Annotated in this window: 20 protein-coding genes; 10 read left to right on the top strand and 10 right to left on the bottom strand. The window is 57.9% G+C overall.

Going from position 1 to position 23394, the window contains the following annotated elements:
* Positions 1–50: 50 nt before the first annotated feature.
* Positions 51–1859 carry an aspartate kinase gene (locus NC979_RS17295; protein ID WP_190519152.1) on the top strand — a complete coding sequence of 603 codons (1809 nt, stop codon included), beginning with the start codon at positions 51–53 and terminating at the stop codon, positions 1857–1859.
* Between the two features lie 276 nt (positions 1860–2135).
* Here the strand turns inward: NC979_RS17295 and NC979_RS17290 are convergent, their stop codons facing one another.
* The 3 genes from NC979_RS17290 to NC979_RS17280 all read right to left on the bottom strand — a co-directional run bounded on the left by NC979_RS17290 (position 2136) and on the right by NC979_RS17280 (position 5465).
* The gene (locus NC979_RS17290; RefSeq protein ID WP_190519150.1) at positions 2136–2480 is read right to left on the bottom strand and encodes a DUF1815 family protein; all 345 of its coding nucleotides are present in this window, start codon (positions 2478–2480) and stop codon (positions 2136–2138) included.
* Between the two features lie 351 nt (positions 2481–2831).
* A complete protein-coding gene (locus NC979_RS17285; RefSeq protein ID WP_190519148.1) occupies positions 2832–4598 on the bottom strand; it encodes an ABC transporter ATP-binding protein/permease in 1767 nt (588 codons plus the stop codon).
* A gap of 72 nt (positions 4599–4670) precedes the next feature.
* Complete coding sequence (locus NC979_RS17280; RefSeq protein ID WP_190519146.1) at positions 4671–5465, bottom strand: pirin family protein; 795 nt, start codon at positions 5463–5465, stop codon at positions 4671–4673.
* Positions 5466–5815: 350 nt separating this feature from the next.
* On the opposite strand from NC979_RS17280, the gene NC979_RS17275 reads away from it, so the two are divergent.
* Together NC979_RS17275 and NC979_RS17270 are read left to right on the top strand one after the other, a co-directional pair.
* A complete protein-coding gene (locus NC979_RS17275; RefSeq protein WP_190519144.1) occupies positions 5816–6505 on the top strand; it encodes a Uma2 family endonuclease in 690 nt (229 codons plus the stop codon).
* Positions 6502–7263 (top strand): phytochelatin synthase family protein, encoded by a 762-nt coding sequence (locus NC979_RS17270; RefSeq protein WP_242021614.1) that lies wholly within the window; start codon positions 6502–6504, stop codon positions 7261–7263. Before NC979_RS17275 ends, NC979_RS17270 begins: the two co-directional genes overlap by 4 nt.
* A 65-nt stretch (positions 7264–7328) precedes the next feature.
* Here the strand turns inward: NC979_RS17270 and NC979_RS17265 are convergent, their stop codons facing one another.
* The 3 genes from NC979_RS17265 to NC979_RS17255 form a co-directional block, all read right to left on the bottom strand.
* Positions 7329–9086, bottom strand: coding sequence for a Rieske (2Fe-2S) protein (locus NC979_RS17265; protein ID WP_190519141.1), 1758 nt, complete (start codon positions 9084–9086; stop codon positions 7329–7331).
* A 216-nt stretch (positions 9087–9302) separates the two neighbouring features.
* Positions 9303–10661 (bottom strand): 8-oxoguanine deaminase, encoded by a 1359-nt coding sequence (locus NC979_RS17260; RefSeq protein WP_190519139.1) that lies wholly within the window; start codon positions 10659–10661, stop codon positions 9303–9305.
* Positions 10662–10836: 175 nt separating this feature from the next.
* Positions 10837–12171, bottom strand: a complete 1335-nt coding sequence (locus tag NC979_RS17255) for an aldehyde dehydrogenase family protein (RefSeq protein ID WP_190519137.1) — start codon at positions 12169–12171, stop codon at positions 10837–10839.
* An 89-nt stretch (positions 12172–12260) separates the two neighbouring features.
* Between NC979_RS17255 and NC979_RS17250 the strand changes: the two genes are divergently transcribed.
* Positions 12261–12797 (top strand): DUF1499 domain-containing protein, encoded by a 537-nt coding sequence (locus NC979_RS17250; RefSeq protein WP_190519134.1) that lies wholly within the window; start codon positions 12261–12263, stop codon positions 12795–12797.
* A 106-nt stretch (positions 12798–12903) separates the two neighbouring features.
* On the opposite strand, the gene gmk is transcribed toward NC979_RS17250, so the two are convergent.
* Together gmk and NC979_RS17240 are read right to left on the bottom strand one after the other, a co-directional pair.
* Positions 12904–13536 (bottom strand): guanylate kinase, encoded by a 633-nt coding sequence (gene gmk, locus NC979_RS17245; protein ID WP_190519133.1) that lies wholly within the window; start codon positions 13534–13536, stop codon positions 12904–12906.
* A gap of 75 nt (positions 13537–13611) precedes the next feature.
* Positions 13612–14343 carry a phycocyanobilin:ferredoxin oxidoreductase gene (locus NC979_RS17240; protein WP_190519131.1) on the bottom strand — a complete coding sequence of 244 codons (732 nt, stop codon included), beginning with the start codon at positions 14341–14343 and terminating at the stop codon, positions 13612–13614.
* 130 nt (positions 14344–14473) lie between these two features.
* Here NC979_RS17240 and NC979_RS17235 point away from each other — a divergent pair, with 130 nt between their 5' ends.
* Positions 14474–15586, top strand: a complete 1113-nt coding sequence (locus NC979_RS17235; protein ID WP_190519129.1) for an AI-2E family transporter — start codon at positions 14474–14476, stop codon at positions 15584–15586.
* Between the two features lie 369 nt (positions 15587–15955).
* The gene (locus NC979_RS17230) at positions 15956–16861 is read left to right on the top strand and encodes a glycosyltransferase family 2 protein (protein ID WP_190519127.1); all 906 of its coding nucleotides are present in this window, start codon (positions 15956–15958) and stop codon (positions 16859–16861) included.
* A gap of 84 nt (positions 16862–16945) precedes the next feature.
* Here NC979_RS17230 and NC979_RS17225 read toward each other — a convergent pair whose 3' ends face one another.
* On the bottom strand, positions 16946–18151 hold the full coding sequence (locus tag NC979_RS17225) for a phosphoglycerate kinase (RefSeq protein WP_190519124.1): 1206 nt from the start codon (positions 18149–18151) through the stop codon (positions 16946–16948).
* 171 nt (positions 18152–18322) lie between these two features.
* Here NC979_RS17225 and NC979_RS17220 point away from each other — a divergent pair, with 171 nt between their 5' ends.
* On the top strand, positions 18323–18745 hold the full coding sequence (locus tag NC979_RS17220) for a universal stress protein (RefSeq protein ID WP_431191076.1): 423 nt from the start codon (positions 18323–18325) through the stop codon (positions 18743–18745).
* Between the two features lie 389 nt (positions 18746–19134).
* On the top strand, positions 19135–20811 hold the full coding sequence (locus tag NC979_RS17215) for a GMC oxidoreductase (protein WP_190519122.1): 1677 nt from the start codon (positions 19135–19137) through the stop codon (positions 20809–20811).
* A gap of 36 nt (positions 20812–20847) precedes the next feature.
* Here NC979_RS17215 and NC979_RS17210 read toward each other — a convergent pair whose 3' ends face one another.
* A complete protein-coding gene (locus tag NC979_RS17210; protein ID WP_199308839.1) occupies positions 20848–21588 on the bottom strand; it encodes a Coq4 family protein in 741 nt (246 codons plus the stop codon).
* A gap of 114 nt (positions 21589–21702) precedes the next feature.
* On the opposite strand from NC979_RS17210, the gene NC979_RS17205 reads away from it, so the two are divergent.
* The gene (locus tag NC979_RS17205; RefSeq protein WP_190519120.1) at positions 21703–22311 is read left to right on the top strand and encodes a PadR family transcriptional regulator; all 609 of its coding nucleotides are present in this window, start codon (positions 21703–21705) and stop codon (positions 22309–22311) included.
* A gap of 199 nt (positions 22312–22510) precedes the next feature.
* Positions 22511–23389, top strand: a complete 879-nt coding sequence (gene ylqF, locus NC979_RS17200; RefSeq protein ID WP_190519118.1) for a ribosome biogenesis GTPase YlqF — start codon at positions 22511–22513, stop codon at positions 23387–23389.
* Positions 23390–23394 lie beyond the last annotated feature (5 nt).

Genomic DNA, 23394 nt, shown 5'->3' with positions numbered 1-23394 from the left:
GGGGTGAGAAGGGCCGACCTCGCGATCGCAGGGAGACAAGAAATAGGGCTATGACGCTGATCGTACAGAAATATGGCGGCACCTCCGTAGGCACCGTGGAGCGCATTCAGGCGGTAGCCCAGCGGGTGAAAGCCACAGTAGAGGCCGGGCACTCGGTAGTGGTGGTGGTGTCGGCCATGGGCAAAACCACTGACGGCCTGGTGAAGCTCGCCAACGACATCACCGATCAGCCCAGCCGCCGCGAGATGGATATGCTGCTTTCTACCGGCGAGCAGGTGACCATTGCCCTGCTGACCATGGCCCTGCACGCCCTGGGGCAAGAGGCTATTTCCCTGACCGGTGCCCAGGTGGGCATTGTCACCGAGGCCGAGCACACCCGCGCCCGCATTCTAAAAATCAAAACCGATCGCCTTCAGCGCCACATTAACGAAGGCAAAGTGATTGTGGTGGCTGGCTTTCAAGGAATAAGCCAAACCTCCGATCTAGAGATCACCACCCTGGGCCGAGGCGGGTCTGATACCTCAGCGGTGGCCCTGGCGGCGGCACTCCAGGCCGAAAAGTGCGAAATCTATACTGACGTACCGGGCATTCTCACTACCGACCCGCGCCTGGTGCCCGAGGCCCAGCTGATGGATGAGATCACCAGCGATGAAATGCTGGAGCTGGCTAGCCTGGGAGCCAAGGTGCTGCACCCCCGGGCGGTGGAGATTGCCCGCAACTACGGCGTTACCCTGGTGGTGCGATCGAGCTGGACCGACGAGCCCGGCACCCGCGTAGTTTCTCCGCGGCCTCAACCTCGACCCCTGGAGGGGCTAGAACTGGCCCAGCCGGTGGATGCTGTAGAGTTTGACACCGACCAGGCCAAGGTGGCGCTGCTGCGCATTCCCGATCGCCCCGGTATTGCCGCCCGCTTGTTTGGCGAACTGGCCACTCAGGCGCTAAACGTCGATTTGATCATTCAGTCGATTCATGAGGGCAATACCAACGACATCGCCTTCACCATGGTCAGGGCGAACCTCAACCGAGCGGAGGCGGTGGCCGAGGCCATTGCCCCAGCGCTGCGCAGCAACCCCACCGACACCACGCAGGCGGAGGTGATGATTGACCAGCGCATGGCCAAAATTAGCATCGCTGGAGCGGGCATGATTGGTCGCCCTGGGGTGGCTGCCAAGATGTTCTCCTCCCTAGCAGCGGCGGGGATCAACATTCAGCTAATTTCGACATCAGAGGTGAAGGTTAGCTGCACCATTGATGTGGCCGACTGCGATCGCGCCATTGCGGTCCTCTGTGGTGCCTTTGAGGTCACCTCGTCTCCCATGCCCCAGGGCGCATCGCCCACGGCCGCTGCAGCCCCAGTGGTGCGCGGCGCGGCCCTAGACACCAAGCAGGCTCGGGTAGCCATTCGCCACGTGCCCGATCGCCCTGGTATGGCGGCCCACATTTTTCAGCTGCTAGCCACCCACGGGGTCAGCGTAGACATGATTATTCAGTCACAGCGCTGCCGGCTGGTGAATGGCCATGCCACCCGCGATATTGCCTTTACTGTGGCCCAGGGCGATGCCCAAACCGCCAAAGCCGTAGTGGAGTCTGCCGCCGCCGAGCTGGGCTTGGGGGATGTGGCGGTGGATGAGGCGATCGCCAAGGTTAGCGTTGTCGGCACCGGCATGATCTATGCTCCCGGCGTGGCCGCGCGCATGTTCAAAGCGCTTTCAGAGCAGGGCATTAACCTGCAAATGATTGCCACTTCAGAGATTAAAATTAGCTGCGTAGTGACCGAAGATGAGGGCGTTACGGCTCTGCGGGCTGTGCACAACGCCTTTGGCCTAGCGGGGCTAGAGCGCACAGTGGTGTCCGCTTGAGAAGATAGGCCTAATCCCATCTGTCTACACTTGGCAGCACCCTTCAGGTTATAGATAGCTGGGCTGAGGGGCATCTTTGCCTTGCAGAAGGCTTCGCAGGCAGCGTCGTCCAAAGAAAGGCCGTTGCTCCTTGGAAATTTCAGCGCAAATTCGGCAACCCTTCTGAAGGGTTGCTTGGCCTAAATACTAAAAAACACCGATGCTCACAGCGGTGCTAGTCCCCTAAGGGGGGCAAAAGTATAACTTTCACAAAAGGCTCTACACGACCGAGGGGTGCTAAACCTTGCTAGGAACCACTTTCTTAGCCCCAGCAGGCTGAACGCGAAACTTGACCAGGTTGGCCAACTCTTGCAGTTGATGAATAGCCTCGGCGCCTTCCAGCTTCATCAGCTCGCGATCGTCGCGCATTTCGGTCCACGTGATACCGTAGTCGGACACCAAAAAGCGAATCAGGTGGTCATCACCCAGGCTCACCATGAAGGAAGCACTATTCATTTGGCCGCCACAGGTGTAGCAGGAGGCTAGATAGCCCATTTCCTCAAGCACGGTGGCCAGTGCTTGCAGGTTCATAACCAGGTCTCTAACAAATTGACGGTGCTGCTCGGCTAGTCTGACAAACATAACGACACTCCTCGTTACCCATAGAAATTGTAGCCCAAAAATTAATTAATTCTTAAGATACTAAATATGTTGCTCACCTTTTGGTTAAGCAATCCATCCATCTTAGCTACCCTGGCGCAGATCTGCCCTCTCCAAAGCTAAATCTATCCTTCACTGGTTGTCACGCCCCCGCAGACGTAAGCTGTGAAAGCATTGTGTAGATTGTGAAAACTTGAGAACTTGTGCGTTTAGCGTGAAGGTGGGCTTTAGCGGAATCTGAAAATGCACATTGCATAGGTTAGACAGTAAATTGAGACCCCATGGTAGCCGTCACAACTAAATGGCGGTTTATGGCCACAATGTCATGCAATGTTATAGATCTGCGGTGGCTAGGCTTGCGGGTTTGATAGCCCAGGAGTGGTCTTCTGCAAGCTCTAGGGTGACTTGGTGATAGTCGACTAGCGATTCGCGGTGCCCCACGCTGACAAAGGTGGTGCCGGTGTGATGCAGGTGGTCGTAAAGTTTGGCCTCGTTGGCCAAATCGAGGGCGCTGGTGGCCTCGTCGAGAATGGCAAATTCGGGCTGGCTGACTAGAATTCGGGCAAAGGTAAGTCGCTGCTGCTCACCTAGGGAGAGCACGTCGCCCCATTCTTCTACGGCATCAAAGCCGCCAAAGCGCTCGGCTAAGTTCGCCAAGTTAACCTTTTCTAGGGCAGTTTGAAGGCTAGCATCGTCTACCGCTTGGCTGGTGTTGGGGTAGAGCAGCTGATCTCGCAGCGTGCCGAGAATCATGTAGGGCTTTTGGGGCAAAAAGAGAATGTTGTCTAGCTCGGGGCGGTAAATGGTGCCACTGCCGGAATGCCACAGGCCTGCGATCGCCCTCAATAGCGAACTTTTGCCGCAGCCGCTCGGCCCCACAATTAGCAACCCGGTTTTGTCAGGAATATCGATAGAGAGATTTTCGACTAGGGTGCGCTGGTAGTTGGGGGTTTGCAGAGTGAACTGCTTCAGCGCTAGGGAAGCTGAGGTCTCAATGGCGATCGTGGGATGGTCTATGGATTTTGGAGAGTCTTCCGCTGTGGAACCGTCTATGGATGCTGATGGCTCTGCTACCGCTTCAACCTCGGGCTCTAAGTGGTTGAGGGCTTCGGCAAAGCTGTAGAGACGGTCGATGCCCGCTCCAAAGGAGGTCAGTTCTGAGAACCGCGCCACCACAACGTTGAGAGAAAAGAACACCCGCACGAAGGCTCCCTGGGCCTCGGAGACCTTGCCCACTTCGAGATCGCCAGAAAACACTGCCGGGGCCACCACGATGGCCGGCAGCACAAAGGGAATGAACTCGTAGGCGTTGGTCAGGGCGTTAAGGTTGAGTTCCCAGATGATTAGCTTTTTGAAATTCTCAAAGGCGGCCATGAAGCGGTTATTTACCTGGCTGGCCTCTTGGGCTTCGCCTCGGTAAAACGCTATCGCCTCGGCATTTTCACGAATGCGCACCAGGCTAAAGCGAAAGTTGGCCTCGCGCTTAAGCTGCTCAAAGTTGAGGCGTACCAGGGGCTGACCAAAGATCCCTACCGTCACTAGCGTTCCTAAAACGGCGTAGAGCACCAGAAATCCCACCAGATTTTTGGAAATACCCCACAGCACGCCGCTGAAGGCGATTACCTGCAAGACAGAGCTGACTACGACTAACAGCAGCGCCAAAGATTGCTGGGTGAAGTTCTTCACGTCCTCAGCAATGCGCTGGTCGGGGTTGTCGATATCGGGGTGGAACTGCTGAATGTCGTAGAAGGCGCGATCGCCAAAGTAGTCGGCCACAAACCGCCCGGTCAGCCAGCGCCGCCACTCTAGCCCCAGGCGCTTTTGCAGGTAGTCGTAGCCCGCCATTAGCGGCGCGTAGGCCACCAGCACGCCGACAAACACCAGCACCGTCTCCCAAAATCGGGCTTCGTCTTTGGCGGAGAGGGCCGAGATCAGCACGCCGCGCTTGTTGTTGAGCACCACGCTGAGGCCGGTGTAGCCCAGCAAAAACACCGCAATCAGCAGCAGCAGGCCCCCGGCTTTCCACTTTTCGTCGCCAAACCAGTAGGACTTGGCGATCGCCCAAAACCGTCTGAACCCCTTTAGGTTAAATCGTTCCATGCCGGTGCAAAATCTCCCGCTGCGCTAAGGGTGCTTTGGGGATCTTACAAAAGTTAAACCTTTTGTGCCGGGCTACTGAGCTGTCAATGCCCCCATTTTGCCGCTTTGGTAGTCGGTTACAGCCTGGTAGATTTCTGCAGAGGTGTTCATCACAAAGGGGCCGTGGCCGACGATGGGCTCGTCGATGGGGGCACCCGAGAGCAGCAGGGCCTTGGTGTCTTGCAGGCAGTCGAGGATGAGGGTGGTGTGAGCGCGATCGCAGATGCCAATCTCCGCTTCAGAAATTGGCTGCGATCCGTCGACGCGCACCGAGCCCTTCAGCACCACCAGCAGGGTAGTGTGGCCCTCGGGCAGTTCAAGAGTCGCCTGTTTACCAGCGCTCAGCCGCAAATCCCACATATTGATCGAGGTAAAGGTCTGGGCTGGCCCCTGGGTGTTCTGGAACTCTCCAGCAATTACCCGCAGGCTACCCTGGCCCTCGGGCAGCTCGATGGTGGGAATGCGATCGCTCGTAATGCCTTGGTACCGGGGCGCAGACATTTTGTCTTTGGCAGGCAGATTCACCCACAGCTGCACCATCTCAAAGGGGCCGCCATGCTGCGCGAAGTTCGGCCCGTGAAATTCTTCGTGAACCAAGCCCGCCGCTGCCGTCATCCACTGCACATCCCCAGGGCCGATGATGCCGCCGCCCCCGGCCGAGTCGCGGTGCTCGACCTCGCCGTCGTAGACGATGGTGACGGTCTCAAAGCCCCGATGGGGGTGTTCGCCCACGCCGCGCCGGGCAGTGGTCGGCGAAAAATCGGCTGGCCCGGCATAGTCGAGCAGCAGAAAGGGGCTAATGGTTTGGCCCAGACCGTTGTAGGCCATTAGCGTCCGTACCGGAAAACCATCACCCAGTGGCGACCTTGGGATCGCTGAATGCTGCGCAGGGTTTTAGCGGTGCTGGGCTGGTTGAGGGTCGGCATAATGGCGGCCTTGCTTGGCTGAGGACGGTTACAGGAGTTGGCTGATATTTTTGTAGAGGGTTGCGATCGCACAGGTAAACCCAATACTGGCAAATTCGACTGTGCTCCCCTCTTGATAATTGTAGGAAATCCACAGGTTGTCTGACTGGTACTGAAATTGCTCGAATAACACCTGTTTTTGATGAATGAGAGCGTTGAAAGATAACTATCTGTCTATGACTTACATTGGTCATTAAGGATTGGGCTAAACCTATGACCGCAACGTCTCCGGCAAAAACTGCTCCGCGCACAATTCCCCAAAACCAGTGGCATCGAGCAACCTGGGCCGACTATGTAGCGCTGCGGGATGACCCGAGCGGAGAGCACACAAAACTGGCTTTTAACGAAGGATGGCTGTGGGTCACGATGGGTGCAGAAGGCATTAGCCACGCGGCAGTCAGCGATTTGTTCACCAGCTTGCTTTTTCTGTGGGCTATTCAGCACCCAGAAGAGGTTTTCAGCTCTCTGGGACGGTGCTTGTTGGAACGGGCAGAGGTGAGGGCCAGTGCGCCCGATCTTGTCCTGTATGTCGGCGCTGACTATCCTCAGTGGCAGCCGGGGGAGCCGCGTCGAATTGATTTGAACCAAATCCGAGTGCCTAATCTGGTGGGCGAAATCTCTGACACCACCCTGGCCAGCGATCTTGATGAGAAGAAGCACCTCTATGCCGCCCTCGGCATTCCGGAATATTGGGTAGTAGATGTGCGGGGGCAGCGGGTGTTTGCCTTTTTGCGGCAGGAGAATGGTGAGTACTTGCCCTGCGAAACCTCTCAGGCGCTGGCAGGTCTGCCCATTGCCCTGCTGGATGAAACCCTGCAACGGCTGGCCCAGGGCACTAATACCAGCGCAGCAGCTTGGTTCAGTCAGCAAATGACAACATTGACCCAGGAGCAGCCCCGATGAGACCTGCAACTAATTTCCCGCGTCGATCGCTGGCGATCGCCCGCCGCCAACGCAAAATCATGGCTCTGCTAACGGCCCTGGGCGTAACCCTAATAGCCCGACCGTTGGCTTCTCAAACCTTGCCCCTGCCCGACCACCTGGTTCCGCTAACCTCAGCAGAGGGGCAGATGCTGTTGCGAGACAGCGAAGCTCTGGCGGATTATGTGCCGCTCACGAGCCAGTTTGTCACTCAGGTGAACCAGGCGTTTTGCGGGGTGGCTAGCACGGTGATGGTGCTCAACGCGCTGGGGGTTCCGGCCCCCTTGGCCCCGGAGTGGGAGCGCAACTACTTCACCCAGGAGAATGTGTTTAACGAGCAGACCGAGGCGATTATTGCTAAAGATGCGATCGCCCGTCAGGGCCTCACCTTGTCAGAGCTGGAAGGGATTCTCGAAACCTACCCCGTGCAGGCTGAAACTCACCACGGCGGCGATGTAAGCCTAGAGGAGTTTCGCAGCTTGATTCGCACCAACCTAGAGACTTCCAACAGCTACGTGCTGATCAACTACCTGCGCCGGGCGATCGGCCAGGAAAGCGGTGGCCACATTTCGCCCGTTGCCGCCTACGATGCTGATACTGACCAGTTTTTGATTTTGGACGTGTCGCGCTACAAATATCCGCCCGTGTGGGTGCAGGCAGAGAGACTGTGGCAGTCCACCAACACAGTAGATTCGGTGTCGGGCAAGACGCGGGGGTTTTTGCTGGTGCAGGCGCGGTAGCTAACTATTTCAGGCTTCCAATCCAACCATCGTTGGCCCTGCCCGAGTTGGTGTAGACCGATAGGTCAGACCTCAAACAGGCGATCGCCCCGGTGCAGACGGTAGGCAATGTCGTAGGTTTGAGCCTGCGATCGCGTCGTTGGCGAGTGGGCCGCCAAGTACCGAGCCGCAGCTACCAGGGCATTGATGCCCTCAGGGCCATGACCCAGGACCGCATAGAGCTGAAAGGCGGCTTCTAGGGATTGAATCACGTGGAAATTGCGATCTTCTCGCAGCATCAACTGACCCAGCTGCGCCATCAACCGCTGCGGATTGCCACCGCTGTAGAGGTATTGGGCCACCAACTTGCCCATAGCCTGCACCTGCTGTTGCCGATCCAACAAATCTGACAGTTGCGTGAGCAACGCCTCGGGATCGTCTACGGTGTCGTCACCGTCGGGTAGGCGGGCCGGGGGCACGTTGAGGAAACGGTTTAGGTATACCGCCACGGCGGCATCAAAGACCCCCCGTAGCAGCTCGGGGCTAGGGCAGCGCGTCAGCCCCTGGAGTACCGCATTAGCGTAGGTGAAGGGGTGATGGGCCGCGTTCCAGTCGCCGTGGTCGTTGTTGGTGTTGAACTGGGCCACCCGCAGGGCCGCCGCGTAGGTGACGAGGCTGGCCAGTTGGGGTTCGGTGCAGCCCTGGCGGAGGGCGTCGACCAGAGCGGTTACGGTGGCCTGAGGGTCATCCCCCAGGAGCAGAGGCAGCAGCTCAGATACCCCTGACCATTGCCCCCGTTGAGCCTGGCCAGTCTCTAGGGCAGCGGGTAGGTCGGCAAAGGCGGCCTCTACCATGGCGACCAAATCTACCGGGTAGCGCCAGGCGTTGGCCTCTTCCATGCGAGTAGCCTGGGCTAAGCTCGGCATCAGGCTGGCGAGCACGGACTCGGCCTCCTGCCACTGCACTTGATCTAACGCCTCCAGGGCCTTATTGATGAAATCTAGCGTATGGCCCTCGTCGAGGTAGCGATGGTCAGTGGCGGCAGCAAACAGCATCTCGGCAATTTGGGCGGGGGAAAGTTTAGCCCGGACGGCGGTTAATACACAGCGTTCTGCCGCCTCGCTGTCGCGCCGTTCAATGAACTGTCGAAACCAAGCTTTGAGGGTGGCAAAGTCTGGCTGCGTTTGGGGTAGGGGATGCACAGGAAAGTGGGGCGGGGCTCCAGCACTGTCTCGGGCTACGGCAGATAATCCTTGATACAACGCTCGGGGGCGATCGCTCTCCTCCAGGGTGGGCAGCAGATTCATCAGGGCTGTCAGGATGGTTAACCCCGTATCCCAGCCAGATTTGAGGTGGCGAGTGCCAAATGCTAGCCCCACTCGAAAGGGCTCACGGGCGGAAACCTCATCCGCCAGCAGGGCAATTACCGATTTGGCAATCACCAGCGACAGGGTCTGCTCCAGACCGTCCTGGAGACGCTGCCGTTGGTGCGATCGCCCATCCACCCGGGGCGACAAATCCAGCCAAATCTCTCCGTCTTGAAGGTGCACCGGAAAGGCCCGCACATCATCAGCCCAGGCATCGAAGGTGCCACCGCTGGCCAGATCAAAGCGAGCATAGTGCCACGGACAGGTGAGAATGCCATCTTTGCAAACACTGCCCTGCAACGGAAACCCCATGTGGGGGCAGCGGTTGTCAATGGCGTAAACCTGACCGTCGGTATAAAACAGGGCAATAGCGTGCCCCTGCAACTGAACCCGAAGGCTACCCTCTTGAGCCAGGTCGGCCAGGGTAGCTGCATGAACTAGGGACGCGGCAGAGGATACCTGCGGGGCCGTAACCATAATTAGTGAAAGGCTATAGGTATTACCCACAGCTTATCCCCTGCATTTGTTGACGGCAGAAGCATATTGCAAAGTGTATATGCCCCTTGCTTGTGCCAATATCTGACGCTGCCCTAGCACTTCACGGCGGAAATGCATCCATTGTCACGCCAGCCCTGGCTTGCCGCAGGCGTCTCGCCTGGGCGGCGATAGTTGGCAGATTTCTATTGCCCAGTATTAGGCGGCCAGCGATCGCACCACTGCCCCGTGCTTTTCCAGCACCACCGGCAAATCGAGCGTCAGTAAACCCTCGGGATTGAGCACTTCTCTGCCATGGATGAAGCTGTAGTCGACGCGATCGATAGTGCAGAAAATTAGTGCAGCGACGGGGTCGTAGGCGGTGCCCGCCAACGCCAGGCGATCGAGATTCACAGTGACAAAATCCGCCGCCATACCGGGGGCTAGGTAGCCAATATCGGTGCGACCCAGCACTTTAGCACCGCCGCGAGTGGCGATTTCTAGAGCTTCACGGGCGGTCAGTGCCCCGGCATTTTCTTCCCGCACACGAGCCATGAGAAAGGCCTGGCGAGCCTCGGCCAGCAGGTGGCTGCCGTCGTTAGAGGCCGACCCATCCACCCCCAGTCCCACGGGCACGTTGTGATCCAGCATTTTCCGAATTGGGGCCATGCCACTGGCCAAGCGCATGTTGCTACAGGGACAGTGGGCCACCCCGGTACCGGTCTGACCAAAGCTGTGGATGGCTTTGTCGTCGAGCTTGACGCAGTGGGCGTGCCACACATCTTCTCCTAGCCAGCCCACAGAGGCGGCGTAGTCGCCAGGGGTGAGGCCAAAGGTATCGAGGCTGTAGGTGACGTCAGATTTGTTTTCGGCCAGGTGGGTGTGCAGCCGCACGCCTGGGTAGCTGCGGGCCAGAGCTGCCGACTCTCGCATCAGGTCGGTCGAGACGCTGAAGGGGGAGCAGGGGGCCAGGGTAATGCGCACCAGGGCGTAGGGGTCGTTGTTGTGGTACTGCTCGATCAGCCGCCGGGAGTCTTTGAGAATGTCGGCTTCGGCTTCCACAATTGAGTCAGGAGGCAGGCCGCCTTTGCTTTCGCCCACGCTCATACTGCCTCGGCTGGCGTGAAACCGCAGTCCGGTTTGACGCACCGCCTCGATTTCGTCATCCAGGGTGCAGTCGTTGGGGAAGAGGTAGAGGTGGTCGCTGGCGGTGGTGCAGCCCGAGTAGATCAGCTCGGCGGCGGCGACCTGGGCGCTGAGGGCGATCGCCTCGGGGGTGAGCTGCTGCCACAGCGGGTAGAGGGTGCTGAGCCAGTCAAACAGCGATGAATTTTGTGCCCCCGGCACCACCCGGGTGAGGGTCTGAAAAAAGTGGTGGTGAGTGTTGACCAAGCCGGGCAGCACTAGGTGGCGATCGCCTAAATCGAGCACCCGGTCAGCCGTCCGGGGAAGTTCTTCAGTAGTGCCCACCTGCTCAATCACGTGGTCGCGAATGAACAGCGCCCCCGAGCGAATCTCCTGCCGCTGGTCATCTATGGTGACCAGGGTGTGAATGTTCTTGACCAGAAGGGTTGGCACGGTGAGGGCCTCGCAGCACAGCATTAGCAGCGGACTATAGCAGGTCGCTCGCTCAAGCTAATGTTTTCCCCCATGCAAAGTTAGACTTTGACCTGTTATGGCAGGACCGATGGCCCCAGCTTAGGACAGCCCGATAAATTTTTGAAATAGCTTTACCTTGTCGCTGTAGGGGGGGTTAGCGCCAGTCCATATCCATCCAGAAGGGCTTTTTGAGCACACTCTTGAGGTGGGAGAAGGTATTGAAGCTGTGTTGACCGTGGTAGCTGCCGACGCCGCTGCTGCCGACGCCGCCAAAGGGCAAATCCCAAATGGCAATCTGCAAAATTACGTCGTTAATACATACTGAGCCCGCCGTGGTGCGATCGAGCACCCGTTCCTGCACTTGGCGATCGCGCGTGAACACATAAAGCGCCAGAGGCTTGGGCCGCTGGTTAACAGCGGCGATCGCATCCCCTAAATCCTTGTAAGTGAGAATTGGCAGAATGGGGCCAAAGATCTCCTCCTGCATAATCGAGGCATCCCAGCCGATGCCGTCGATCAGGGTGGGGGCGATGTAGCGATCGCTCCGATCGTGCTGGCCCCCCGCCAGAATGTTGCCCTGGTTCAGTAGGCCCACTAGGCGGTCGAACTGGCGATCGTTCACCACCCGCGAGAGGTCAGGGCTGGTGGCGGGGTCTTCCCCATAGCAGACCTGAATGCGCTGCTGAAGTGCGGTCACCAGACCGTCTTTAACCCGCTCATCGACCAGCAGATAGTCGGGAGCCACGCAGGTCTGCCCCGCATTGAGAAATTTGCCCCAGACAATGCGCCGGGCCGCCACCTCCAAGTTGACATCGGTATCAATAATGCAGGGGCTTTTGCCGCCTAACTCTAGGGTGACTGGCGTTAGGTGCTGGGCCGCTGCCTGCATCACGATCTTGCCGATCCGCTCGCCGCCGGTAAAAAAGATGTGATTAAATTTTTCGGCTAGCAACGCTTGGGCGGTGTCTACGCCGCCTTCCACTAGAGCCACGTAGGCTGGGTCAAAGGTGTCTGCTATCAGCCGAGCCAGCACTTTAGAGGTCGTTGGGGCCAGCTCCGAGGGTTTGAGCATGGCGCAGTTGCCAGCGGCGATCGCTCCCATCAGCGGCGACACGATCAGTTGAAAGGGGTAATTCCAGGGACCGATAATCAGCACTACTCCCAGAGGTTCGGGCTGAACCCAGGCAGAGCCGGGCAGCTGGCTCAGGGGCAGCGAGGTCTTACGAGGTTTGACCCAGCGGTGCAGATGTTTGATCGCATAGTCCAACTCGCTGATGGTGCCAACCTCAAAGTAGCCCTCAAACTCAGGGCGTCCCAGGTCTTGCCTAGCCGCATCAATAATGTCTGCCTGATAGTTGACGATCGCTGCTCGCAGCGCTTTGAGCTGAGCGAGACGAAAGTCGAGGCCACGAGTGGCCCCGGTGGCCCAGTAGGCTCGCTGGCGTTGCAGCAGGTCGGCGATGGGAGCGGTAGCGGCAACGGTAGTCATGGTTAACCTCTGGCAGGGGGGCTGGTTTCGGAGCTAACTCATCTGCTCTATCCTACTAAAGAGCTACCTAAGGATTTGGACGTTTCATCATGTTGAAATCAGTTTTTCGCCTTGTCTTTGGGGTTGCTCTGGTTATGATTACTCTGCTGGGCAATGCATACCCCAGCGCTGCTGTTTCTTTGGATGATGGCTCGATGGGAGTACTACCGTTTATGGGCAGTTTGGCAGGTAAGCGCCCCACAAACTTAGGCGTCAAAGACGGTAAGCTGTCTCCCTGCCCCAACACCTCTAACTGTGTGATCAGCGAGAGTGATGCCGATCCAAAACATGCGATCGCACCCTTGGCCTATAGTGGCGACCCCGCTCAGGCTATGGCTCTGCTAGAGGCCGTGGTCAACGCCATGTCTCGCACTAAAATCATTGAGAAAACCGATCGCTACCTCTACGCCGAGTTCACTAGCAAGCTGATGGGTTTTGTGGACGATGTGGAGTTTTACCTCGACCCATCAACGCCCGTCATTCAAGTGCGATCGGCGTCGCGCCTCGGCCAGTCTGATGGGGGCGTAAACCGCAAGCGCATAGAAGCTATTCGCCAGGCCCTAGCCTCAGCGTCGGTCGTTGAATAGACCAGATCCGTTCTAACACTTGCCAAAAAGATTCCCCTGACCTCGATAAGGTTAGGGGAACCTTTTTGGTATCTCTTTCAGGTTGAAGAGTTAGAGAAGGCTGGATTTAGTCTCTAAAGATCGCGTTCTCTAGCTGCTGAAGGGCCACTTCTAGGTCGTCGTTGACGATTTGCTCATCGAACTCTGAGGCGGCATCGATCTCGACCAGTGCCCGCTGGAGACGTCGCTGAATGGCATCGTCAGCATCCTTCCCCCGCAGACGAATGCGGCTTTCTAGCTCTTCTAACGAGGGGGGCAGCACAAACAGCTGGAGCGCATGGGGAAAGGTGGTACGCACCTGGCGAGCACCCTCTAGCTCAATCTCTAAAATCACCCACTGGCCAGCTTCAATCTCCTTCAGCACCGGGGTCTTGGGAGTGCCGTAGAGGTTGCCCGCAAACTCGGCCCACTCCAGCAGTTCTCCCTGCTCGACCATGGTGCGAAATTCGTCGCGGCTGACGAAGTAGTAGTCTTGGCCGTTGACCTCGCCGGGGCGGGGCGATCGCGTGGTGGCCGACACCGATAGTTTCAGCGCCGGATAGCGGTGGCGCAGCGCCCGCAGCAGTGTCCCCTTGCCCACCCCGCTGGGGCCGGTAAACACGATCAGCCGACCCCGGCGCGGGGCGAGGTCGGTCTCGGTGGTTAGGCTAAGGGCCTCTGGGCTGAGGGTCTCTAGGGGTGCTGGAGTGCTGACGGTCATGGCGACGGCTGTATGGCTAAGATTTCTTATTCTAGTGAACCCAGAGCCTATGGAAGGGCTAAATTCCAGATGACTTTATACCGTCGGTAAATCAAACAGCACGGTGGTCATATAGCGCTCGGCCCAGGCGTCGCCAAAGGCTTTTTCAAGCACTCGCCGGGTTTTGTCGTTCTTCTGCTGCTGCTCGCAGTAATTGCGCTGGCCAGCCAGAATGCTCTCTAGCTGAGCCGGAGTCGCTGGGGTGGCGATCGCCTGCTGGCAGTGCAGAGCCAAGTAGGTGGCAATCAGATCGACAAACGCCGTCTCTTCCTCAGGGCTGGCTGGGCGAATAAACCGACAGTAGGGCGAAAAAATGGTGCCCCACCCCGGCAGGTCGCGCTCCTCGCTAAAGCTCTGAGCCGGCAGAGCCTCCAAAACAGCGGTGTAGCCCGCCGGTAGAACGTTGCCCACAGGCGACAAATCGACAATCGCGGCGCTAATTTGCCCGCGTCCGCCTACCAGATCGCAGCCAAACATGGGCAGGGCGTACTCGGGGCGGGGAAACATCACGCAGTGCAAAATGTCCAAGTTCTTGCCCACGCGGGCTAGCTCCAGGTGCAGCTTACGAAACTGGGGGGTCTGGTAGCACTGGTTTTCAATGGTGAGCCGTTCGCCCTCCAGGCGGCCCTCGATGTAGCCGAGATCCTCTGGCAGGTGGTAGGGCGATAGGTCGAGATATTGCCGCCAGGTGGCTTCAATGCGATCGGCTAGGCCCCGAATCATCGGGTGCTGCTGATCGCGCAGGGAGGTTGGAGTTGGGGCTACCATGACACCCGAAGAAAGAGCGATAAGTATTCAGCATACCAGTCGCAGTCAGGATAGATACTAGAGCTCTCTGTCACTACAGCCAGCTACAATTTGGCCACGGGCGTCGTTAACTGCATAAGGTGCCATTGCCGTGAAGCTCATTGATTGGATCAACCTGGTTGCTCTGGGCATTGTCCTCGTCATTATTTGGCAGTTTCGCCAGATCGTTTTACTGATGTTTGCCGCGGTGGTGATTACCATCGCGCTCAACAGCCTGGTGCGACTTCTATCGCGGGTGTACGGCTGGCCGCGCGATCGCGCCGTGCTGGTCACTGGGGCGCTGGTGCTGTTGGGCGGCGTGGTTTTTTTGGGTTTGGTGCTGCCTTTATTTATCAACCAGTTTCAAGAATTGCTGCTGCTGACACCTAAAGGGTTTGAGCAACTGGGGGGCTGGTTCGATGCCTTCCAGGAGAACCCGCCTGAATGGTTCCCTGAGCAAGATTTGCGGGTGTTGCCGCCCCTGCCCGACCTGCTGCGTCAGGTGGCTTCCATTGGCTCCACGGTATTTGGCAACTTTCTGACGTTTTTCTCTAGCTCGATGGCGATTTTGCTCCAGCTGCTGCTCCTGGCCGTGCTGACGTTGATGATGCTGGCTAACCCCCCGGCCTACCGCAGACTGCTACTGCGCCTGTTTCCATCGAGTTACCGTCACCGGGCCGACGAAATCTTGACGAAGTGCGAGCATTCTCTGATGTTCTGGCTGGGTGGGGTGGCGCTGAGCTCAATCTTTGTGGCCACAATCAGCTTCACCGGTCTGGTGCTGCTGGGAGTGCCCTACGCCTTTGCCCACGCGGTGCTGGCTGGGGTGTTTAACTTTATTCCTAACCTAGGGCCGACCCTAAGCGCGGTGTTTCCGGTGTTTGTGGCGCTTCTCCAGTCGCCGGGTAAAGCGCTAGCCGTTGTTGTGCTCTACGTGCTGATTCAAAACGTTGAGAGCTACTGGTTTTCGCCAATGGTGATGCAGAAGCAGGTGTCACTACTGCCCGCCGCTACCCTGGTGTCTCAAATCTTTTTTGCTACTTTCCTAGGCCCCGTGGGGCTGGTGTTAGCTCTGCCCCTGGCGGTGGTCTGCAAAACCTGGATTGAAGAAGCCTGGATTATCGACGTGCTCGATCGCCCCAGAGGCAGTGCGGCTGAGCCCCTATCTAAGTCGCCCGAAGGCCTGGAACCGATTGCGGAACCTTTGACCTCTGAGGATGTCTAGGTCAGCTAACTCGAGGCAACTTGAGCTTGGGCTCAACTAGGTGTTTTTATACCCATCCTCCCGCCTCAAGTTTCCCATAGCCCGACCTGACATTTTTCAGATTTCAGACTTTTAACCCCAGACCAAGCCGCCTTAAGTGTTGGGGAGGCCGCAGTTGCTGTGAGAAGTATAATTTAAGACATCAAGGCCGATCGCCTGCTACTGACAACGGTAGAGACTTGTCAGCCTGAGGGGATCTTCATAGACTAGCTAGGAACTGCTGCGGAGAGACCTACGTCTCGCCATTGACGGGTGTACGTAGACAAGCAGGCTTGGTCTATGGCTATACCTGCTTCCTTAAGATCTATATAAAGTCATATCGACAGCCCTATGCTGAGCGTTATTATCCCGGCCTACAACGCTGCAACCACGATCGCAGACCAGCTAGATGCCCTATATCAGCAAGTATTCGCTGGACCTTGGGAGATTGTAGTTGGCGACAATGGCTCGACCGACGGCACCTTAGATGTGGTGCGGCGCTATCAGCAGACAATGCCCCACCTCAAGGTGGTGGATGCTTCGGCCCGCCGGGGGGCTGCCCACGCCCGCAACATGGCCTGTGCCCAGGCCCAGGGCGACGCGCTACTGTTCTGTGATGCTGACGATGCGGTAGCTCCGGGCTGGCTGGCGGCAATGGCTGCTGCTCTAGAACAGCACGACCTGGTCTGCGGCCGGCGCGAGATGGCGCAGCTTAACGATCGCAACGAATTTTCTGCCGCACTGACCAGCATTGAGGGCACCGGGAAGCTTTACCATCCGTTTCGACCCTTTGGCTCAGCCAGCAACCTAGCGGTTAAGCGGGTGCACCATGAGGCGGTGGGCGGGTTTGATGGGCAGTTTTTGGCCTTGCAAGACATTGACTACTGCTGGCGCATTCAGGCGCTGGGGGTGACGCTGCACGAAGTCAAAGATGCGGTGGTGAATTTTCGCTTTCGGGGCGATGTCAGGTCTAACTTTCGGCGGCTGAAGAAGTTTGGCTACTACTCTGCCCGGCTATACCGTAAGCACTGGGCCTATGGCTTTCCCAAGGGGATGCTGTTCAAGTGTTTTCTGTCGCTGCCGCTAGTGCCGGTGAAGTTTGTGGTGCGGGTGCGCGATCGCCCCACGCTTTTCCTTTGGTTTCTCAATCTGGGCTGGAGCCTAGGCTACTGGCACAGCTGGCTTGACATGGCGAAGGAGGCCGTGGTGGCGCAGCTCGGTCGTGGTAAGGCCGATCCGAAGCTGTCGGCGGGCTAAGGACCGTTATTCAGCAAAAAGGGATTGGGGTGTTGTCGAACCCCAATCCCTTTTTGTTTAGACCTCAGCTAGCAAATCTGGGGCCTAGGCGTCGTCTAGGGCAGCGATGCCGGGCAGCTCTTTGCCTTCGAGCAGCTCCAGGCTCGCACCGCCGCCGGTGGAGATGTGGCTCATTTTCTCGGCCACGCCCACCTTCTCGACCGCCGCCACTGAGTCGCCGCCGCCAATGATGGTGGTGACGCCCTGGCCGGTGAGTTCGGCTAGGGTATGGGCGATCGCCTCGGTCCCAGCGGCAAACTTGTCGAACTCAAACACGCCCATGGGGCCGTTCCAGATCACCGACTTGCACTGCTTCAGCGCGTCCTGGAACACTTTGATCGAGTCGGGGCCAATGTCGAGACCCATCCAGCCGTCAGGAATCGCGTCAACACTGACGGTTTGGGCGTTGGCGTCGGGGGCAAAGTTGTCGGCTAGCACCACGTCGGTAGGCAGCAGCAGGTCAACGCCCTTTTCTTTGGCCTTGGCTTCGAGAGCTTTGGCCAGCTCTAGCTTGTCTTCTTCAACGAGGGATTTACCCACGTTGAGGCCGCGCGCTTTGTAGAAGGTGAAGATCATGCCGCCACCGATCAGCAGCTTGTCGACCTTGTCGAGCAGGGTCTCAATCACGCCGATTTTGCTGGAGACCTTAGAGCCACCGATGATTGCTGCCAACGGCTTCTGGGGGTTTTCGATCGCCGCCTGCAAATACTGAAGCTCTTTCTCAATCAGGTAGCCGGCCACAGAGGGGCTGAGGTATTTGGTCACACCCTCAGTGGAAGCGTGGGCCCGGTGGGCGGTGCCAAAGGCGTCGTTCACATAGAGGTCAGCGTTGGCGGCGAGCTGCTTGGCAAACTCAGGGTCGTTGGCCTCTTCGCCCGCGTAGAAGCGCACGTTTTCGAGCAGGGCCACCTGGCCATTTTCCATCGCGCCTACGGCGGCGGCAACTTCGTCACCAATGCAGTCGTCGCACTTGATGACCTCTTGACCCAGCAGCTCGCTCAGGCGAGTGGCAACCGGGGTGAGACGCATGCTCTCTACCACCTGGGCCTTAGGGCGACCGAAGTGGCTGGTGAGAATTACCTTAGCCCCTTTGCCGGTGAGATCTTGAATCGTGGGTAGAGCAGCCCGAATGCGGGTGTCGTCAGTGATCGCACCCTGGTCGTCGAGGGGCACGTTGAAGTCGGCCCGCACCAGTACCCGCTTACCCGAAAGGTCGGCTGCCGTCAGGCTCGCTACCGATTTTTTAACCACGCTATATACCTCCTAAAACGGTTTAAGACTCTGCATTTATTACGTTATGCAGCGCGCGGGTGGCGGCGGCCCCAACCTTGACTAAGGTAGATTTGAGGGAGCGGTGCAGCCCAGCCCAGGTGCTGTGTCTGTCGTAATATTTACCTATTGCCGCCCTCATTTTACCGGAGTGTGAGTTCCCTTCGATACGCCATGTTCAAGACGGTTTTATTTCCCATCGACATGAGTTCTGAGGCGCAGCAGGCGGCTCCCAAAGTGGCAGAACTGGTCAAGGCTCACCAGAGTCGGCTGGTTTTGCTGTCGGTCGTCGAACCGAGGGAGGCGAGTCAGCCTTCGGCTCAGTCATCCCCCGAGGCGGTGGCTAAGTTGCTAGGGCAGGCCAAAGCCCTGTTCGCAGCCCAATCGATTGACACCGAAGTGCTTGAGCGAGAAGGTCAACCGGCCTTTGTCATCTGCGATGTAGCTGACGAGCTCAATGCCGACCTAATTGTGATGGGCTGCCGCGGCGTAGGCCTGATCGAAGACGTGCAAGACGAAAGCGTCACTACGCGGGTGATTAATCTATCGCCCTGCCCGGTGCTGATTATTCCGTAGGGGAAGAGGTGGATGGGTAGGCGGGTGGATGGGTAGATGGGTAGATGGGCGGTAGGCGCCACAATCCCTAGAGAAGGACAGCACATAGGGGCATTGTCAGCCTGTAGGGTGGGCAATGCCCATCAGACTCTTTATCGTCATTCAGATCATCTTGGCCCACCTATCTCCATAGGCCTTAGAAAAATTCCCAGCCCTAGATCTTGACGGACGATCGCGAGCAACTTCTCCTGGCTGAGTTCGGGTGGGTAGGCGATTGCCCCTAGATGGTTGCCCTGACCCACAAAAGTACCCGCTTGGGTAATAGGCTCGCCAGCAGATATTTGCCAAACTTCCTTGGAGTTTGGCAAATATCTGCTGGGCACCGCTGGCCTCAACCCCAAGGGCAACCTATGACTTTCACAGCCTCTACCTACGCCAACTTTGTCGCCGCTGCAACCCCGGCGCAGGAGCGCCTCTTTTTGCAGTACACGGGTTCGCGCAACGACTTCGATATCATCGTGGTGGGTTCTGGTATCGGCGGCGGCCTGCTGGCCGACGACCTGGCCGATCGCTTCGGCCGGCAAAAGCGCATTCTTGTTTTAGAAGCCGGGTCGTTCATCTACCCGACTCACACCTATAACCTCTGCCGATTTCCCAACGCCAGCGTAGCCAAACACTTTGCCTGCGACACCTTTTGGCAAAACGGTAACTCCAACTCCCAAAACTTCATCGGCGAAAAGCCTCAGCTCAACTTCGGTGGGCGCTCAATCTTTTGGTCGGGCCTGATTCCCAGCGTCCAGGAGTGGGAGCTAGACTTTTTCCCTGATCGCGTGCGTCAGGCCCTGGCTGGAGGGCTGCTCAACCAGGCGGGCGAACTCATGAACGAGTCGCGATCGATGGGGGCCACTGCCCAGGCGATCGTCACCCAGCTGCGGCGATCGCCCCTGGCTCTCGACTTCTCTATTCAAGAAACCCCTCGGGCACTGCACCAGCCCTATCTGGAGTCCGACGGCACCCCAAAAGACCAGTTTTTCACCGAGCCCACCGGGGTTTTCAACACGGCGGAGCTGCTGATTAACGAAATGGGCCTCACCCCTGGGGTCAGGGACAGCGATGGGCCAGGGCTGCACCTGCTGCTTAACCACTTTGTTGAAGACATTCAGCAGCAGGGCAACCAAATTGTCCTGGTGGCCCGCAATACCCTGACCGGGCAGGTGCGCGTCTTTAACGCGGGTAAGGTAGTGCTCGCTGCTGGGTCGATTGAGAGCCCGAAGCTGCTGCGCCGATCTAGCCTCTACCCATCGCTGCCCGCTGAAACCCAGGCTCTAGTGGGGCGCGGGCTAACCGATCACCCCACCTCTAGCGAGATTACTACCTTCGCCACGGGCATCGGCAACGTCAGTCTTAACTCCGACCACCACGCCAAAATCGTGCTCTACTCCCGCGGGTTGCGCGACGCCAACGGCCAGATTCGCTATCCGTTCAACGTTGAAATGAACATCAACCACGAATACTGGCACCTGCGGGAAAATGACCCCACCACTTCCTCCGCTATCACCCCCGCTGGCCCAGCCCGCATCGACATCAAGTTCAGCTTTGGCAACTGCCTTGATGACGCCAACGAGGTCAAGCCTGCGCCTCCCTTTGGCTACGTGCCAGAGGTCCAGTTCGGTAACCTGAGCTGGGCCGACCGCCTGGCCGAGTCGCGCTTCTCGGCCCTAGCGGGGTGGAACAAGAGCACGCCGGAGATCTGGGCCGTGCTCAACCAGGTCACCTTTCAACTCTTTTCGCAGTTTAACGACAATGGCCAACCGGCTCGTCCCGTCAACGAGGTCTGGTATGGCCAGGGCGGTAAGGGGTTTGGCTGGGGCACCGTGCACCATGCCGCCGGCACTCTGCGCATGCCCTACAGACCCCAATTCAACGCTCCTTTTGCAGCCAACTCGGTAGTGGATGAAGACTTGCGCGTCAACGGCACCCAGGGCCTATACGTCTGCGATATGTCGGTGATGCCCTTTAGCTCTGCCGCTAACCCAGTGCGTACGCTCGCCGCCTTGGCCCTGCGCCTCTCCCAGCACCTGGGCTGAGCTGTCTGAGGCTAGAATGCCTTTCACCTTTTGCTGCTAATCGTTGTCGAAGAACTTTCCCAGTCCCAGTTCTTGGCGGACGGTCGCTAGCGGTTTGTTCCAGTTGAGCTCGGGTGGGTAGGCGATCGCGGCCCGCCCCCTTATTCCCATGCGAAAGCCGCGCCACAGCGCCCGCAGCAGTGGCATCGTCCACAGCGGGTTGGTCAAACTCAATGGCACAAAGGAGAGCACAAACACGTTCAGTAAGTCCCGATACTGCACTAGGGTGTAGGCGGCTACCCCAAACTCACCAATCGGGGCAGCATCGAAGCCAGTGTAGATGTGGTAGATATCGTGGCTAATGGCGATGCGCTGGCGCAGCCACTCGCTTTGGGCCTCATCGGCAATAAACGTTTCAGGGTCAAACCCGTAGCGGATCATATGGCGGGCGTAGGCACCGCCTAAGGTGTCGGGCGGTAGCTGCACCAGGGCATTGAGATCGACTGAAATTGTGCGATGGGCTAGGTGAGATGCTTGTCGTTCCAGGCGCTGCTCGACCCAGCGCTGCCACTGGCTGCGGCGTCCAGCGGCGAGAATGTGTCGAATACCGGTGGCAGGATTGCTCAAAAAAGCCCGGTAGGCAGCCCTTAACTCTGGCCAGTTGATGCCAGCTAGGGGCAATCGCGTGCGTCGATAATAGAAAGATGGCTGAATTTGGCTAACCACGGCGTTTCTCCAGTGAGGAAAGGATGTGAACAAATGCGATCGCAGATAGGGGCGATCGCCCAAAACAGACATAATGAAAATGCAATTGAGTGAATATGCAATTTTCTGCATTCCCAATAAACCCAATACTATATGCACTTAAATGCATAGTCAATATTTTGCATATTTAGTTTTGCGACTTGCTCTATGGCTCTTTCCCACGCAATTCTCTCGGCCCTCACCGATCGCCCTTGTAGCGGCTACGATCTGGCCAAGCAGTTTGATGGCTCAGTGGGCTTCTTCTGGCACGCCAGCCACCAGCAGATCTACCGCGAGCTGACCAAGCTAGAGCAGCAGGGGTTGGTCACTGCCGAAGCGATCGCCCAGGCGGGCAAGCCCGACAAAAAAATCTACTGCGTCACCACAGTGGGCAAAACCCAACTCAAAGAGTGGATCGCCCAGCCTGCCAAATGTGTGCCGACCAAAGATGACCTGCTGGTTAAGCTCTTTGTGGGCTACCTGGTGCCGCCCGAAACCATGGAGGCTACCCTTAAGCATGAGCGCGCCCAGCATGTGGCGACGCTGAAAGCCTATCGAGATATTGAGCAAAAATATTTTTCCCATCCCGAGGCCATGCCCCTAGCGGCGCGCTTCCAGTACATCACTCTGCGCAACGGCATCCACTACGAAACCAGCTGGCTCACCTGGTGCGACGAAACATTGGCCACCCTCAGCACTCTTCCCACCCAGGACGCCTCTGCGCCCTCGGCAGAACCCTGCGAAGAACCCCTTCCCCAAAAGAGCGATATTAGGTAAGGGAAGCCGTTTCCCAAAATAGGTTTATTCTCAATAGGTGCGTCGCCGTGGGATTAGTTGCATAGCTACATATTGGCCTCGCCTCACCTTTTGGCGTGATGTACTCAGCGATCGCCAAGAGCTGTCCTCACTCACACCCCATTACTCCCTCACTCCTCCATCTCCCTCATCCTCCTCATCTCCCTTACCCCCTTACCCCATGTCCACCCCCGAAATCCAGTGGTATCCCGGCCATATCGCCAAGGCAGAAAAAGCCTTGGTCGATCAGCTCAACCGCGTGGATGTGGTGCTCGAGGTGCGAGATGCCCGCATTCCGGTATCGACGCGGCACCCCAAGGTTGATACCTGGGTGGGTGAGAAACCTCGCGTGCTAGTGATCAATCGGGTCGATATGATTTCAACCGAGGCCCGCACCGCTTGGGAGACCTGGTTTCGTCAGCAGGGAGAGGTGCCCTACTTCACCGATGGGCAGCAGGGTAAGGGGGTGAAGGCGATCGCAAAAGCCGCTCAAACCGCTGGCGAGGCCGTTAACCAGCGCCGCCAGGCTCGCGGCATGAAGCCCCGCCCTATCCGCGCCGTGGTGATCGGCTTTCCCAACGTGGGCAAGTCGGCGTTGATTAACCGACTGCTAAATCGCAAGGTAGTAGCGAGCGCCCGCAAAGCCGGAGTTACTCGCCAGCTGCGGTGGGTGCGTCTGTCGGGCGATCTCGACCTGCTCGACGCACCGGGCGTTATCCCCTCCCGCATGGATGACCAGGCCGCCGCCCTAAAGCTGGCCATCTGTGACGACATTGGCGAAGCCTCCTACGATACCCAACGCACCGCCGCCGCGTTTCTGGATGTGATCAAGGGCTTGCAGCAGACGGGCTACCTAGACGATTACCGCGATGGTTTGCAGGCTCGCTATGGCCTGACGCTGGATGACTGCACCGGGGAAGACTTTGTGATTCAGGTGGCGACCCAGAAATTTCAGGATAATGTAGAACGTACGGCTAAGCGCATTCTCAACGACTTTCGCACTGGGCTACTGGGGCCATGGGTGCTGGAGTGGCCCCAAACTAATCCTCTAGAGTCCTAAACCAA

Source organism: Leptolyngbya subtilissima AS-A7 (assembly GCF_039962255.1).
Taxonomy (GTDB): Bacteria; Cyanobacteriota; Cyanobacteriia; order Phormidesmidales; family Phormidesmidaceae; genus Nodosilinea.
This window is presented reverse-complemented; position numbering and strand designations above follow the sequence as displayed.